This is a genomic window from Alteraurantiacibacter palmitatis (assembly GCF_037154115.1).
GTDB classification, from domain to species: domain Bacteria; phylum Pseudomonadota; class Alphaproteobacteria; order Sphingomonadales; family Sphingomonadaceae; genus Alteraurantiacibacter; species Alteraurantiacibacter palmitatis.
This window is the reverse complement of sequence record NZ_JBANRO010000001.1, coordinates 317,850-333,556: the sequence shown is the minus strand read 5'-3', so window position 1 is coordinate 333,556 and position 15,707 is coordinate 317,850. Positions and strand designations below refer to the sequence as shown.

The 15,707-nt window shown below is 64.1% G+C and carries 13 protein-coding genes; 1 reads left to right on the top strand and 12 read right to left on the bottom strand.

What is annotated here, in order from left to right; genetic code table 11:
* Window positions 1-75 precede the first annotated feature (75 nt).
* From WFP44_RS01360 to WFP44_RS01320, 9 genes are all read right to left on the bottom strand, one after another.
* Complete coding sequence (locus tag WFP44_RS01360) at window positions 76-1,572, bottom strand: CoA-acylating methylmalonate-semialdehyde dehydrogenase (protein ID WP_336924540.1); 1,497 nt, start codon at window positions 1,570-1,572, stop codon at window positions 76-78.
* Window positions 1,572-2,687 carry an alanine dehydrogenase gene (gene ald / locus WFP44_RS01355; RefSeq protein WP_336924539.1) on the bottom strand — a complete coding sequence of 372 codons (1,116 nt, stop codon included), beginning with the start codon at window positions 2,685-2,687 and terminating at the stop codon, window positions 1,572-1,574. Before ald ends, WFP44_RS01360 begins: the two co-directional genes overlap by 1 nt.
* Before the next feature lie 5 nt (window positions 2,688-2,692).
* Window positions 2,693-4,084, bottom strand: a complete 1,392-nt coding sequence (locus tag WFP44_RS01350; RefSeq protein WP_336924538.1) for an aspartate aminotransferase family protein — start codon at window positions 4,082-4,084, stop codon at window positions 2,693-2,695.
* A 105-nt stretch (window positions 4,085-4,189) separates the two neighbouring features.
* On the bottom strand, window positions 4,190-4,927 hold the full coding sequence (locus tag WFP44_RS01345; protein ID WP_336924537.1) for a gamma-glutamyl-gamma-aminobutyrate hydrolase family protein: 738 nt from the start codon (window positions 4,925-4,927) through the stop codon (window positions 4,190-4,192).
* 4 nt (window positions 4,928-4,931) lie between these two features.
* The gene (locus tag WFP44_RS01340) at window positions 4,932-6,362 is read right to left on the bottom strand and encodes a gamma-aminobutyraldehyde dehydrogenase (protein ID WP_336924536.1); all 1,431 of its coding nucleotides are present in this window, start codon (window positions 6,360-6,362) and stop codon (window positions 4,932-4,934) included.
* A 116-nt stretch (window positions 6,363-6,478) separates the two neighbouring features.
* A complete protein-coding gene (locus tag WFP44_RS01335; RefSeq protein ID WP_336924535.1) occupies window positions 6,479-7,606 on the bottom strand; it encodes an ABC transporter ATP-binding protein in 1,128 nt (375 codons plus the stop codon).
* 4 nt (window positions 7,607-7,610) lie between these two features.
* Window positions 7,611-8,459, bottom strand: coding sequence for an ABC transporter permease (locus WFP44_RS01330; RefSeq protein WP_336924534.1), 849 nt, complete (start codon window positions 8,457-8,459; stop codon window positions 7,611-7,613).
* Entirely contained in the window at window positions 8,456-9,358 is a 903-nt protein-coding gene (locus WFP44_RS01325) for an ABC transporter permease (protein WP_336924533.1), read from the bottom strand. Before WFP44_RS01325 ends, WFP44_RS01330 begins: the two co-directional genes overlap by 4 nt.
* A gap of 51 nt (window positions 9,359-9,409) precedes the next feature.
* Window positions 9,410-10,531 carry an ABC transporter substrate-binding protein gene (locus WFP44_RS01320; protein ID WP_336924532.1) on the bottom strand — a complete coding sequence of 374 codons (1,122 nt, stop codon included), beginning with the start codon at window positions 10,529-10,531 and terminating at the stop codon, window positions 9,410-9,412.
* Between the two features lie 222 nt (window positions 10,532-10,753).
* Between WFP44_RS01320 and WFP44_RS01315 the strand changes: the two genes are divergently transcribed.
* A complete protein-coding gene (locus tag WFP44_RS01315; protein WP_336924531.1) occupies window positions 10,754-11,650 on the top strand; it encodes a LysR family transcriptional regulator in 897 nt (298 codons plus the stop codon).
* Window positions 11,651-11,696: 46 nt separating this feature from the next.
* Here WFP44_RS01315 and WFP44_RS01310 read toward each other — a convergent pair whose 3' ends face one another.
* Genes WFP44_RS01310 through WFP44_RS01300 form a run of 3 tightly spaced genes read right to left on the bottom strand, consistent with a single transcriptional unit; the run spans window position 11,697 to window position 15,705 of the window.
* Window positions 11,697-13,085 carry a glutamine synthetase family protein gene (locus WFP44_RS01310; protein WP_336924530.1) on the bottom strand — a complete coding sequence of 463 codons (1,389 nt, stop codon included), beginning with the start codon at window positions 13,083-13,085 and terminating at the stop codon, window positions 11,697-11,699.
* The gene (locus WFP44_RS01305; RefSeq protein ID WP_336924529.1) at window positions 13,082-14,437 is read right to left on the bottom strand and encodes an aspartate aminotransferase family protein; all 1,356 of its coding nucleotides are present in this window, start codon (window positions 14,435-14,437) and stop codon (window positions 13,082-13,084) included. Before WFP44_RS01305 ends, WFP44_RS01310 begins: the two co-directional genes overlap by 4 nt.
* Window positions 14,434-15,705 (bottom strand): NAD(P)/FAD-dependent oxidoreductase, encoded by a 1,272-nt coding sequence (locus tag WFP44_RS01300; protein WP_336924528.1) that lies wholly within the window; start codon window positions 15,703-15,705, stop codon window positions 14,434-14,436. Before WFP44_RS01300 ends, WFP44_RS01305 begins: the two co-directional genes overlap by 4 nt.
* Window positions 15,706-15,707: the final 2 nt, after the last annotated feature.

Here is a 15,707-nt window from a genome sequence, read left to right as displayed (position 1 = left end):
GCCGTTCTGCCCCGGCGCGGGGAATAGGGCGGTCGGGCGCGCTTGGGAAGTCCCGCCCTGCGCTAACGCCCAAACCTAGCGCATGGTGGGCATGACGAAATCCGCCCCGCCGCCTGCGCCCTTGGGCCAGCGCGTGGTTACCGTTTTCAGGCGCGTGTAGAAGCGGAAGCCCTCCTCGCCATGCATATGATGGTCGCCGAACAGGCTGGCTTTCCACCCGCCGAAACTGTGGAAAGCCATTGGCACGGGGATCGGCACATTGACGCCCACCATGCCCACTTCGACACCTGCGGCAAAGCGGCGCGCGGCATCGCCATTGCGGGTGAAGATGGATGTGCCGTTGCCAAACTCGCAGCCGTTCACCAGCGCCAGCGCGTCCTCAAAACTATCGCGCCGCACCACGGACAGGACAGGGCCGAAAATCTCCTCGCGGTAGATATCCATCTCCGGCGTCACATGGTCGAACAGCGTGCCGCCCAGAAAAAAGCCGCCCTCGTGCCCCTGCATCGAAAGGCCGCGCCCGTCGACCAGCAGGCGGGCCCCCTGCGCCTCCCCGCTGGCGATGAAGCCGGCCACCTTGTCGCGGTGCGCGGCGGTGATCAGCGGGCCCATCTCGGCCTCCGGATCGGTGCCGGGGGCGACCTTCAGCGCGGCGACGCGGGGGGCGAGCATCTCCACCAGCCGCTCCGCCGTCTCCGCGCCCACCGGCACCGCCACGGAAATGGCCATGCAGCGTTCCCCGGCAGAGCCATAGGCCGCGCCCATCAGCGCATCGGCGGCTTGTTCCATGTCCGCATCGGGCAGGATGACCATGTGGTTCTTCGCCCCGCCCAGCGCCTGGCAGCGCTTGCCGTGATGCGCGGCGGTTTCGTAGATGTAGCGGGCAATCGGGGTGGAGCCGACGAAGCTGATCGCCTTGACATCCGGCGCGGTCAGCAGCGCGTCGACCGCCTCCTTGTCGCCCTGCACCACATTGAACACGCCTGCGGGCAGGCCCGCCTCGGTCAGCCAGCGCGCGATCAGCAGCGAGGCGGAAGGATCGCGCTCGCTCGGCTTCAGGATGAAGCAATTGCCCGCCGCCAGCGCCACGGGGAACATCCACATCGGCACCATGGCGGGAAAGTTGAACGGGGTAATCCCCGCCACCACGCCCAAGGGCTGGCGCACCGCGTGGCTGTCCACATCGCGGCCGACATTTTCGGTGATCTGGCCTTTGAGCAATTGCGGCGCAGCGGTGGCGAATTCGACCACTTCCAGCCCGCGCTGCACCTCGCCGCGCGCATCGGACAGCACCTTGCCATGTTCGGCCGTAATGATGGCCGCCAGCTCACCCGTCCGCTCCTCCAATATGCGCAGGAAGCGGTTGAGGATGCGCGCCCGCTGCAAGGGCGGGGTGGCAGCCCAGCCGGGAAAGGCCGCCGCGGCGGAGCGCACTGCCGCACCCACCTCGGCAGCGGAGGCGAGCGACACGCTGGCACTTTGTTCGCCCGTTGCCGGATTGAACACCGGCGCCTGCCGCCCGGCGGGCGAGGCGATGTCGCGCCCGCCGATATAGTGCCCGATGCGCCGCATCAGCCCAAAACGTCCGCCGGATCGGTAAAGGGCAGTTCCAGCGCTTCTGCCACCGGCGCACAGGTCACCTTGCCGTGCGCGACATTCAGGCCTGCCAACAAGTGCTTGTCGCGCTTCAGCGCCTCGCGCCAGCCCAATCCGGCCAGTTTCAGCACGTGCGGCAGCGTGACATTGCCCAGCGCATAGGTGCTGGTGCGCGCAACGGCGCCGGGCATATTGGCCACGCAATAATGCACAATGCCATCGACCACATAGGTCGGCTCGGCATGGGTGGTGGGCTTGCTGGTTTCAAAACAGCCGCCCTGGTCGATCGCCACATCCACCAGAACCGCGCCCGGCTTCATGGTGGACAGCATTTCGCGGCTGACCAGTTTGGGCGCTTCGGCACCGGGGATCAGCACCGCGCCGATCACCAGATCCGCCTCTGCCACGCAGGCCGCCAGATTGGCGCGGTTGGAAAAGCGCGTTTTGGCGCGGGCTTCGAAATGAACGCCCAGACGCTCCAGAACTTCGGCGCTGCGATCGAGGATCGTCACATCCGCGCCCAGCCCTGCCGCCATCTGCGCTGCGTTGAAGCCGACCACGCCGCCGCCGATAATGGCGACTTTGCCGGGCAAGACCCCCGGCACCCCGCCCAGCAGCACCCCGCGCCCGCCATTGGCCTTTTCCAGCGCGGTCGCCCCCGCCTGGATCGCCATGCGCCCGGCCACCTGGCTCATGGGTTTGAGCAGAGGCAGGCCGCCGCTGGCATCGGTGACGGTTTCGTACGCGATACAGACCGCGCCGCTTGTGATCAGGTCATGCGCCTGATCGGGATCGGGGGCGAGGTGGAGATAGGTGAAGAGCACCTGGCCCTCGCGCAGCATGGCGCGTTCACCCGCCTGCGGCTCCTTTACCTTCACGATCATGTCGGCAGTGGCAAAGACCTCGGCCGCCGTGGGAATTATGCGCGCGCCGGCCTTGGCATAGGCTTCATCGCCCGCGCCGATGCCCTGCCCCGCGCCTGCTTCGACCAGCACATCGTGCCCGGCAGCGACCAGTTCCTGCGCGGCTTCGGGCGTCAGGCCCACACGGAATTCGTTGTTCTTGATCTCGCGTACGGTTCCAACGATCACCGGCCTTACTCCCCGATTTCGCGCAGGGCGGGCAAGGCCTCGTCCAGCGACTTGGCGATGATGGCGATCATCTCGTCAATCTCGTCATGCGTGATGATCAGCGGCGGGCACATCACGATGGTGTCGCGGATGCCGCGCACCATCAGGCCGTTCCTGATGCAGATATCGCGCACCACCGGCCCGGCATTGCCTTCCTTGCCGCCCCAGCGTGCGTTGGTGCCCTTCTCGCTCACGATCTCGACCGCGCCGAGCAGGCCGATCGAGCGGACTTCGCCCACCAGTTCATGGCCCGCAATCCGCTGCAAGGCTTCGGCCAGATAGGGGCCGGTATCGGTGCGGGTGCGTTCCACCAGCCCTTCGCGCTCGATGATCTCGATATTGCGCAGCGCAACCGCGGCGGAAACCGGATGGCCCGAATAGGTGAAGCCGTGGACGAAATCGCCGCCGGTTTTCAGCACCTCGACAATGTCGCTGGAAACGGCGGTGGCACTGATGGGCAGGTAACCGCTCGACAGCCCCTTGGCCATCGCCACCATATCGGGGGTAAAGCCGTAAGTCTGGTGGCCGAACCATTCGCCCGTGCGGCCAAAGCCGCAGATCACCTCGTCCGCCACCAGCAAAATGCCGTATTTCCGGCAAATCGCCTCGACCTCCTGCCAGTAGCCCGGCGGCGGGATGATGACCCCGCCCGCGCCCTGCACCGGCTCACCGATGAAGGCAGCGACATTTTCCGGCCCCACGGCCAGAATCCGCTCCTCGATCGCGGCGGCGCAATCCTTGCCAAACTGGACGGGATCGGTGCCGAAGCCTTCGCCGAACCAGTAAGGCTGGCGCACGTGTTCAACCCCCGGCACGGGCAGATCGCCCTGTTCGTGCATGAACTTCATGCCGCCCAGGCTCACCCCCGCAACGGTGGAGCCGTGATAGGCGTTCCAGCGGCTGATGAAGACGGTGCGCTTGGGCTCCCCCTTCACTTTCCAGTAATGGCGCACCATGCGGAACACGGTATCGTTCGCTTCCGAACCGCTGGCGTTGAAGAAGATGTGCTGCAACTTGTCGCCGGGTTTCGGCGCGGTATGCGATGCGATCTTCTGCGCCAGCAGCACGGTGGGCGGCGTCACCGTCTTGAAGAAGGTGTTGTAGAAGGGCAGTTCGCGCATCTGCGCCGCCGCCACATCGGCCAGCTCCTCGCGCCCGTAACCCACATTCACGCACCACAGCCCCGCCATGCCATCAAGGATGCGGTTGCCGTCGCCATCGTGGATATAGCAACCGCTGGCATGGGTGACGATGCGGCTGCCGCCCATATCCTCGATCAGCTTGTAGTCCTGCTGCGCAGGCAAATGGTGCGCCACGTCGAGGCGCTTCAATTCCGCGATATCGTAATTGCCGGGCATGATGTCTTCCTTGGAAAATTGAATCTGGGGGAACGGATGGCGCAGCGCCCTCTCAGGGCGAAAAGCCGATCCGGGCCAGAAAGCGGTTGGTGCGCATAATGGGCATCATATCCCCCGCAATGTGTCGCCCATGAGGCGGAAAAAGGCCTGGCTGTCCGGGTTGTTTTCCGGCTGCCATTCCGGATGCCATTGCACCGCGATGACGGGCGCATTGCCAATGGTGGTGGAATAGGCCTCCACCAGCCCATCGGGCGCGGTCGCCTCCACCGTCAGCCCATCGGCCAGCCGGCCCACCCCCTGAAAATGCACCGAATTGACGGTGAGCTGTGCCTTGCCCAGCGCACGGTGCAGCACGCCATCGGGATTAAGGGAGACGGGATGCGCATGATCGAACATGGCATCGAACGCCACGCCATCGCTCGCATGGTGGCGCAGCAGATCGTCACTGGCGGAGACATCTCGCCGCAATGTGCCGCCCAGCGCCACGTTGATTTCCTGAAAACCCCGGCAAATGCCAAACACCGGGCGGCCGCGCGCAGCCATCGCATCCACCATGGCAAGCGCAATCTCGTCCCGGCCGGGATCGAACGGGCCTTCTCCTGCCTCCTCGCCGTAATGATGCGGGCCGATATTGGACGGGCTGCCCGTCAGCAGCACGCCATCCAGCCGCCCCGCCACCTCGTCCGCGCTCATCAGATCGGGCAGGCTGGGGATGATGAGGGCTGCCACATCGGCATAGCGCATCGCGGCGCGGATATAGCGTTCGATCACCGCCTGCGCAGGCTCGGTGCCGACCTGCCGCTGGCAGGCGATCACTCCAAGAACCGGGCGCGCATTCGTCATCGGATCAGTGCTTTATCATCACATGGCGCGTGGTCATGTAATGCTCCAGACTGTAGATCGACAGATCCGAGCCATAGCCCGACGATTTCACCCCGCCATGCGGCATTTCGGTGGCGTTGACCGAATGGGTGTTGATCCATGTCACGCCATATTGGAGACGCGCGGCAAATTGCGCTGCCTTCCCCACGTCGCGCGTCCAGACCGAACTGGCGAGGCCGTATTCGCTGTCATTAGCCCAGCCCAGCACCTGCTCATCCTCGCCAAAACGGGTGACCGAAACGACCGGGCCGAACACCTCCTTCTGCACGATCTCATCCGCCGGGCCGGCACCCGCCACCAGCGTGGGGGCATAGAAGAAACCGGGGCCATCGGGCACATATCCACCGGTCACGATTTCCGCATCGGTATCGGCGGCGGCACGGGCGACAAAGCCGTCCACCCGATCGCGCTGGCGCGGGGTAATCAGCGGCCCCAATTGCGTGGCAGGATCGGCGGGATCGCCCATGGCGATATTCTGCACCGCACTTTGCAGTTCAGCCACCAGCCGGTCGTATACGCTGGCATGCGCGAACACGCGGCACGCCGCGGTGCAATCCTGCCCGGCATTGTAATAGCCGCCTTCGGCAATCGCGGCGACCGCAGCGGAAATGTCCGCATCGGCCAGCACGATCACCGGCGCCTTGCCGCCCAGTTCGAAGTGGGTGCGCTTGATCGTGGGGGCGACTGCTTCCAGAATCTTGCGCCCCGTTGCCACATCGCCGGTAAGGCTCACCATCCGGACCGCGCGGTGCGCCACCAATTGCGCGCCCACACTGGCCCCGCTGCCGGTCACGACATTGACCACGCCTTCAGGCAGGAATTCGGCGCAAACCTCGGCCAGTTTCAGCGCGGTGAGCGGGGTGTGTTCGGAGGGCTTGAGCACGATGGTGTTGCCCGCCGCAATCACGGGCGCGATTTTCCACGCCGCCATCATCAGCGGATAATTCCACGGCGCAATGCCCACGCACACGCCCAGCGGATCGCGCCGCAGCATCGATGTGTGGCCCTTGCGGTATTCCCCCGCCGGAACCCCCGGCACGGTGCGCGCCGCGCCAGCGTAAAAGCGGAACACGTCGATCGTGTTGCCCACATCCACCGCGCGCACGGTGCCCACGGGCTTGCCGCAATTGAGCATTTCCAGCGCGGCGAAATCGTCGGCCATTTGTTCAATCCGGTCAGCGATTTTCAGCATGGCGCGCGAACGGTCGCCCGGAGTCATCGCGGACCAGACGGGAAAGGCCGCCTGCGCCGCCGCCACGGCCGCATCCACCTGTGCGCGGCTGGCACTGGGCAGATTGGCGATCTGTTCGCCGGTGGCTGGATTGAACACCGCTTCGGGCGATTCGCTGCCATGTGCGGCTTTTCCGCCGATAAACTGGCTGTGGCTGTCGATCATTTCCGCTTTCCGGACATTGGGATTCACTTCGAAAACCCTAGGCCCGCCGCCCGTTCCGGAGAAATAGGAAAGGGAAAGCGAATGCTATCGGTTTTCCCGATGAACAGCGCCCCCGCTCACCCCAGCAACACCACCGGGCTGTCCGCGCGCCAGTGCATCGACACCTTGTCGTCCCAGGTGAAATCCTCCTGGTCGCGGCGCGACAGATTGGGGCGCGAGACACGCAGCAGCGCGCCGCTTTCCAGCTTGATGTCGAACAGGGTGATATCGCCCAGATAGCTCATCCCCTTGATCGTGCCGCGCGCAAAATTGTAGCCGTCGGGCGCATCTTCGGCCGCACCGCGCACCGCCTTCCCGTCTCCCGGCACATGGAGGTAGATCTTCTCCGGCCGGATCGCCACCCACACATCCGCCCCATGCGGGCCGGTGACGCCGTGGTTCAGCCACACCTTGCCAAGACCGGGGCAATCCACTGCCGCACGGTCCGGCTCGTCCAGCGTCAGCTTGCCTTCAAACAGGTTCACCGAGCCAACGAAATCGGCCACAAACCGGTTGGCCGGAAATTCGTAGAGGTCGGACGGCGTGGCCAATTGCGCCACTTCGCCCTTGTTCATCACCGCGATGCGCCCCGCCATGCTCAGCGCCTCGTCCTGATCGTGGGTGACGGTGACGAAGGTGATGCCCACCTCGTCCTGCAAATCCGCCAGCTCGAACTGCATCTGCGCGCGCAATTTGGCGTCGAGCGCGGAGAGCGGTTCGTCCAGCAGCAGCACCTTGGGCCGCATCACCAGGCTGCGCGCCAGCGCAACGCGCTGCCGCTGCCCGCCCGAAAGCTGGTTGGGCATCCGGTCGGCAAAGCCATCCAGCTTCACCAGTTCCAGCGCCTCGGCCACGCGTGTCCTGACCTCATCCGCGCCCACGCGCGCAATTTTCAGGCCGTAGCCGACATTGTCTGCCACGCTCATATGCGGGAACACGGCATAGGACTGGAAAACCATGTTCACGGGCCGTTTGTTGGGCGGCACCCGCGCCATGTCCTGCCCATCGATGATCACCTGCCCCTCGGTTGGCATTTCGAACCCGGCAATCATGCGCAGCAGCGTGGTCTTGCCGCAGCCCGATGGCCCCAGCAGCACGAAGAATTCCCCCGGCATGATATCCAGACTGACATTGTCCACCGCGGTGACCGGGCCGAACCGCTTGGAGACATTCTTGATCTGGATGATCGGCTGCTTGGTTTCCATGGCCTCAGTGCCTTTGGGTGATCTGGCCCATGCGGCTTTGCAGCTTGAGCGCAATCGTGGTGAGAATGACGGTGATGGCGATGACCATGGCCGATGCCGCGTTTACCTCTGGCGTGACCGAGAAGCGCACCATTGAATAGACCTTCACCGGGAAAGTGATCGTATTCGGCCCGCTGGTGAAGAAGGTGATCACGAAATCGTCAAGGCTGAGCGTGAAGGCAAGCAGCGCGCCTGCGATGAGGCCCGGCTTCATATGTGGCAACAGGATGTCGCGGAAGGTCTGCCATTCACTCGCGCCCAGATCCTTGGCGGCCTCCTCCTCCTCGCGGTTGAAGCTGGTCAGGCGGCTGCGCACCACCATCGCCACGAAGGGGAAACAGAAGGTGATATGCGCAATCGTGATCTGCCCCAGATTGAGCGGCCAGGGCAGGTTGGAGGGGAATCCGATGCGGGCAAAGTACACCAGAAATGCGACCCCAAGGCAGATTTCGGGCACCACGATGGGCAAGGCCATCGCGCCTTCCGCCCCCGCCTTGAACGGAAAGCGGAACCGCCACAGCATCACCGCCGCCAGCGCGCCCAGCACCACGCTGACCACAGTTGCCAGCGCGGCAATGGTGAGCGAATTGAGCAGCGCCTCCATCAGGCTGGCATTGTTCAGCGCGCGTTCGTAGTAATCGAGCGTGAAACCGCGCCACACGATATTGCGGCGGCTGTCGTTGAAACTGAACGCGATCAGCGTGATGAGCGGCGCATAGAGGAAGAACAGCACCAGCCCCACCCACAGCCGCATCGATGTGCGGCGCGAATATTCGAGCGGGGCAATCGGCGTGCGCCGTTTGCGAAAGATCATTGCCGCCTCTCCGCCTGGCGCGATTTCATGGCCTGAATGGCGATGGCGATAAAGGTTGCATACATCAGCAGGAAGGACAGCGCCGCGCCAAACGGCCAATCATTCGCGCGTTTGAACTGCCGCTCGATCACATTGGCGATCATCTGGCTGTCCGGCCCGCCCAGCAGATCAGGCGTCAGATAGGCGCCCAAGGCAGGCACAAAGGTGATAATGACGCCCGAAATAATGCCCGGCGCGGCCAGCGGCGCGACTATCGTCAGCAATGTGCGCACATGGCCCGCGCCCAGATCAAGGCTCGCCTCGATCAGCGATTTGTCCATCCGGTCAAGCGCGGCATAAAGCGGCAATACCATGAACGGCAGGTGCACATAGACAAGGCCGAAGATCACCGCGAAATTGTTGTAAAGCAGTTCCAGCGGCTCGTAAGCGCCGGGGGCCGGCAGGCCCACCAGCACCATCAGATTGCCGTAATGCTCGTGCAGCCAGCCCAGCGTCTGGTTCACATAGCCTTCGCGCCGCAACACCGCGATCAGCGCATAGGTGCGGATCAGCAGATTGGTCCAGAACGGCAACATGATCGCCAGCAGCAGCCACGGCTTCCACTTGTCCGCCGCGAACACGATGGCCAGCGCCACGGGAAAACCCACCACCAGACAGATGCCCGTGGTGGCCGCCGCCACCAGGATCGATTTCCACAAAATGCCCAGGTAAAGCGGGTCTAGCGCGCGGGCGTAGTTGGAGAAGGTGCCCGAAATCTCGATTTCGGTCAGGCTGGTATTGGTGCCGAAGCTGTAAAGCCAGACCAGCGCAAGGGGAAACAGGAAAAAGACCAGAAGCCATGCCATGGGGGCCGCGGCAATCGCCGCGAACACGCCCTTGGCATTTTTCCAGTTCTCCATCCGGTTCCCCCCTTGGGCCTGTCAGGAAAAGGCGCAGGCGATCAGGTGCGATCAGGCCGCGCGGATGCGGGTGAAGGCTTCCTCGTAAAGCGGCTGGTTGGTGGCGTTGTAGGCCGCGTATTCGCACTTGGCGAGAAGGTCGGCAGGCGGGAAGATGACCGGATTGGCGGCATAATCCGCCGGCATCAGCGCCTTGGCCGCCGCATTGGGCGTGGGATAGAGGATCGTCTCGGTGATCTTCTTGCCCACTTCCCCGTCGAGCAGATTGTTGATGAACATATGCGCATTCTTGGGATGCGGCGCGCCCACCGGAATGCACAGATTATCGGAATTGAGCTGGCTGCCTTCCTTGGGAATCACGAAATCGATATCGTCATCCTCGGTCATGATCTGCGCGATGTCGCCATTATATTCCATCACGACATCCACTTCGCCCGACAGCAGCAGATCCTGCCCGTTATCCTCGTGGAAGGTGCGGATGAACGGCTTCTGGCGGATCATCATCGCTTCCACCTGCGCAATGATTTCGGGGGTGATCGCGTTCACCGAATGGCCCAGATATTTCGCACCAAGTCGCATGACATCGCCCGCTTCGGAAAGCAGCGCGATGCGGTTCGCATATTCGTTGGAGTCGAACAGCACCTTCCAGCTGTCGGGCACGCTCGAAACCTTGGACTTGCGGTAACCGATTCCCAGCGCCAGCCAGGTATACGGCATCGAATGGACCCGGCCCGGATCATAGCTGACATCGATGAAGCTGGGGTCGATATTCGCCATGTTGGGGATCAGCGTGTGGTCGAGCGGCTGCACAAGTTCGGCCTGCACCATGCGTTCGACAAAGTCGTTCGACGGAACGATCACATCATAGCCCGGATTGCCCGCGCGCAGCTTGGCGAACAGTTCGTCATTGGTGGCGAACAGGCTCATATTCACGGTGATGCCACTCGCTTCGCGGAAGTCGTCGAGCGTGGTTTCGCCGATATAGGTGTCCCAGTTGTAGAAGTTGAGCGATGCCTCCTCGCCCGTGCTGGCAAGGCCGCCACCGGAATCGCTGCACGCGGCCAGCCCGCCGAAACTGATGCCGACTGCGGCCACGCCCAGCCCCTGCAGAAGCGAGCGGCGGCCCATTTGCAATTGCCGGATGTCGATGGTGATGTCCCTGGAGTTGCTCATGACGACAGGCCCCTTGTTGTTGGCGCCAGAAACTTCAGATGCCAGCCCGAAACCGGATGCGGAACAGTGGCGAGTCCCTGCGCAGTCGAATCGTGATGCTACCCCAGCCTGACATTGCTGCAAGTGCACAATTGCGAAGAATGCCCTGATTCCGCGCGCGCGCCAGTCGATTATGCAAAACGATAGCTATCGGAAAATCCGCTTGCTAGAAGATGCACGCCCATGAACATCACTTTGCGCCAGCTCCGCTATTTCATCGCCGTGGCCGAAGCCCGCTCGGTATCCGGCGGATCGAACGCAGTGGGCATTTCCCAAAGCGCGGTGACCGACGCGATCCGCACGCTGGAACTGGAAACCGGCCTTACCCTGTTCAACCGCCATGCCAAGGGCGTCTCGCTCACCCGCGAAGGCAGCCAGTTCCTGCGCAATGCCCGCGCGATCCTTGATTCGGTCAACAATCTGGCGGTGGGCGTGGCGCAGGGGGAAGACCAGACCGAAGGCCGCATCCGCATTGGCGCAACGCCGCTGGTCACAGGCTATTTCTTCGCCGATCTGCTCTCGCACTTCCGCCGCCTCTATCCCCGGATCGAGGTGAGCCTGGTGGAGGACAAACGCCCCTATATCGAACATATGCTGGTGGGGGGCGAGCTCGATCTGGCGCTGCTCAATGTTTCCACGCTGGAACAGCGCAGCGCGATCGATTTCGAAGTGCTGCTGCGCAGCGAATGCCGCGCCTGGCTCGCGCCCAGCCACCCGCTGGCGCAAGTGGATGGGTTGTCACTGGCACAGCTGGAGAACGATCCGGTGGTGATGCTTTCCCTCGACGAGCTGGAAGGGCTGGTCGAAGGCATCTGGGCGCATTTCGACCATCCGCCGCGCGTCGCCTACCGCACCTCCTCGGTCGAAGGGGTGCGCAGCCTGGTCGGCACGGGCGCAGGCATCACGCTGATGCCCGATCTGGTTTACCGGCCCTGGACACTGGAAGGCGACCGCATCCTCGCCAAGCGAACCCGCGAAAGCCTGCCCACGGTCGATATCGGGATTGGCTGGCGGCGGCTGTCGCGCCATTCCGGCCCGGTGCAATTGTTTCTGGAAACCGCGCAAAACCACCGGCGGTAAGGCCCACCCCAACCCCTCCCGCAAGCAGGAGGGGAGCACAACGGAACTACGCGTTGCGCAAATACCAGTCGTAATCGGCCTCGGTCACTTGCGCCATGAAATTGGCCATCTCCACCCGCTTCACGGTGGCGTAGTTCTTCACGAAGCGTTCGCCGAGGTAGCGGTTCATTTCCGCGCTGGCTTCAAAGGCGTCGATCGCGGCGGCCCAGTTGTTGGGCAGCTTCACCTTGGCTTCGGGATGCTCATACCCATTGCCCACCACCGCCGGGCCGGGATCGATCTGGTTGGCAATGCCGTGCAGCATCCCCGCCAGCACTGCCGCGCTCGCCAGCGTGGGATGCGCATCCGCGCCGCACACGCGGTGTTCGACATGGCGCGAGGAGGGCGGGCCAGCGGGCACGCGCAAGGATACCGTGCGGTTGTTCACCCCCCATGTGGGCGCGACGGGGGCATAGGAATTGGCGCGGAAGCGGCGGTAGCTGTTCGCATTGGGCGCGAAAATCGCCATGCTGTCCGCCAGCAGCGCCTTCATCCCGCCAATGGCGTGGCGCAGCATCGGCGTGCCTTCGGGGTCTTCGCTGGCAAAGGCGTTGGTGCCGGCATCGTCATTCATCGAGATATGCAGATGCATCCCGTTGCCCGCCTGGTCGGCAAAGGGCTTGGCCATGAAGGTTGCTTCAAAGCCGTGGCTCATGGCGACACCCTTCACCAGCCGCTTGTACATCACCGCATCATCGGTGGCGCGCAGCGCATCGGCCTTGTGCCGCAGGGTGAGCTCAAACTGCCCCGGCGCGAATTCGGAGATCGCGCTCTCCAGCGGCAGCCCCTGCGCATCGCAGGCGGCGTAAAGATCATCGAAGAAGGGCTTGAAATCCTGCAATTCGCGAAGGCCATAGACTTGGATATCCGCGCCGCGATAGCCGGAAACCTGCCCGCGCGCAGGCAGCACCCGCCCGCCTTCCACATCGACAAGGTAGAACTCCAGCTCCACCGCCATCACCGGGGTCAGGCCGCGGTCGGCAAAGCTGTCCACCACCCGGCCCAGCACATGGCGCGGGTCGAGATCGTTGGGGGTGCCGTCCAGCTCGTAGAAACTGGTCAGGAACTGCGCCGCACCCTTGCCCAGCCACGGCGCGGGCACCAGCGTGCCGGGCACGGGGCGCACATAACGGTCGGCATCGCCATCTTCCCAGACAAGCCCTGTCTCCTCGGTATCGCGGCCGGTAATATCCACCACCAGCACCGATCCGGGCAGAAAGCGCCCGGTTTCATACACCGCGATCACTTCGTGCTGGCGCAGCCGCTTGCCGCGCGGGACGCCCGACAGATTGGTGAAGATGATGTCCACCGCGTCCACATCGGGATGCGCGGCAAAGAAGGCGCGCGCCTCGTCAACAGAAGCGATTGAGTTCGAGCTGAAGGGCGGCTTGGTCATTGAGATTTTCCGATCAGGGTCTTGAGGCAATCGTCGAGAACGTGCGCCAGTCGCTCCACCTGATCCGGGCGGGTGGCGGGGCTGACCAGCGTCATATTGTGGAACGGCGCGATAAGCACGCCGCGATTGATGAGGAAGAGATGCAGCGCGCGTTCCAGCGGCCCCTGCATCGCGGCGCGCGCCTCTGTCCCGTTGCGCGGCGCATTGCTGGCGCAGATGAACTCGCCCCGCGCGCCGATATGCGCCACGTGCCATTCGAGGCCGTTGGCGCGAATGACCTGTGCCACGCGCTCGGCCAGCCGGTCGCCCAGCGCGAGCATATGGGCATAGGCTTCGCGCGTCATCACCTGCGTCAAACAGGCGCGCATCGCCGCCATCGCCAGGGCATTGGCGGACAGCGTGGTGCCGATGCCCGAATGGCCCGTCTCGCCCTCGGCGCGGCAGCGCTCCATTCGCGCGCCCACTTCGGCAGAAAAGCCATAGACGGCGCAAGGCACCCCGCCCGCCACCGGCTTGCCCAGCACGAACAGGTCGGGCATCGGGCCGAAGGTTGCGCTGTGCCCCCCGTAACCGCTCGAAATCGTGTGCGTTTCATCGAAGACCAGCAACGTGCCGTGCTTTGTGCAAAGCGCCCGCATCGCTTCCAGATAGCCCGCATCGGGCAGCACCATGCCCACATTGGTCAGCGCAGGTTCGGTCAGCACGCAGGCGATGTCGCCGGTAGCGAGTGCTTCTTCCAGCGCGGGCAGATCGTTGAATTCGACCACCACCGTATGCTCGCGCACATCATAGACCTGCCCCACCAGGCTGCGGCGCAATTCGGGCACGCCGTCGCGCAGATCGACGAACACATCGTCCACCGCGCCGTGATAGCAGCCGTTGAACACCAGGATCTTGTCCCGCCCGGTAATGCCCCGGCACCAGCGGATGACCGCGCGGTTGGCTTCGCTGGCGCTGGAGGTGACTTGCCAGAAGGGCAGGCCGAACCGCTCTGCCAGCGCGTCGGCCACGGCCACGGCGTCCTCTCCCGGCAACATATAGGTAAGCCCCCGCGCACCCTGCCGGGCCAGCGCCTCGGCAATGGGCGGCGGGGAATGGCCGAACATGGAACCGGTATCGCCCAGACAGAAATCGTCGAAGCGGTGCCCGTCCACATCCCACAGTTCAGCCCCAGCTGCCCGTTCGACAAACAGCGGGAACGGCGTGCCCCAATCGAGCATCCAGTGGAACGGCACGCCCCGGTGCCAGTGCGCAGCGGCCTTCCGGGCAAGATCGGCCGAACGCGGATTGGCGGCGGTGAAAAGCGCGGTTTCCTCGGCAATCACGGCGGCAACGGCGGCATCGGTAATCACAGGCGGTCCTTCAGCGCGTAATAGAGCATCCCGGCGACATAGAGCGGGTGACACAGCAGCCGCCCGCCGGGAAAAGGCTTGCCCGGCAAGTCCGCCAGCAGGTCGAAACGTTCCGCCGTGCCGCGCATCGCCTCGGCAATCAATTCCCCGGCCAGCGTGGTCAGCAGCACGCCGTGGCCCGACCAGCCATGCGCGTGGAACACATTGCCGCGCCGCCCCATCTGCGGCAAGCGGTTGAAGCTGACCCCAACCAGCCCGCCCCAGCCATAGTCGATCTGCACCCCGGCAAGCTGGGGAAAAACCTGCTCCAGATACGGGCGCACAAAGGCGGGAATATCGGGCGGCGGTGCGGGCGTATACTTCTCGCCCCCACCAAAGATCAGGCGGTTGTCGGCGGACAGGCGGTAGTAATTGAGCACGAAACGGCTGTCCGCCACCGCCGCGCCCGTGGGGATCAGCGCCGCCGCCACATCGGGCCCCAGCGGCACGGTGGCGACATTGTAATTGGCGACCGGCATCGTCATCCTGCCCAGTTGCGGGTCAATTTCGCCCATTGCGGTGTCGCAGGCGAGCACTCCAAAATCCGCCACCACCCGGCCGCTATCGGTTGTCACCGCAACCCTTGCGCCGTCCTCCACCGCCCGCGCACGCGAATCCTCAAAGATGCGCACCCCGGCATCCAATGCAGCCTGAGCCAGGCCTAAAGCGTAGTTGAGCGGGTGAAGATGCCCGCCATCCGCATCATACAACCCACCGTAATAGATAGCGCTGCCGACATACGCCTGCACACCTGCTCGATCCACAATCCGGGCACTTTCATATCCCAGCAAATCGTGCAGCAATTCTACTTCGCGTTTCATGGCTTCGAGGTGCGATGGCTTGGCCGCCGCCTGAAAATGGCCGGACTTCAAGTCGCAGGCAATGCCATGGCGGTTGATGCGGCTGCGCACCCGGTCGCCTGCGAGATTGGCAAGCTGAAGCAGGCTGCGCGCGGAATCGCGGCCAAACTTCTGCACCAGATCGGCCGCGCTCCAGCGCAGGCCGGGAATCATCTGCCCGCCGTTGCGGCCTGATGCGCCAAAGCCGATCCGCTCCGCCTCCAGCAGTACTACCGAAAAGCCCGCTTCTGCCGCGTGCAGAGCTGCTGACAGGCCGGCATAACCGCCGCCCACCACCACCACATCGCAACGCACCTCTCCGGCAAGGCTGGGCCGCGGAGTGAAGGGGTTCGCGCTCGCCGCGTAGAAGGACGGCGGGTAAGGCTGCACGG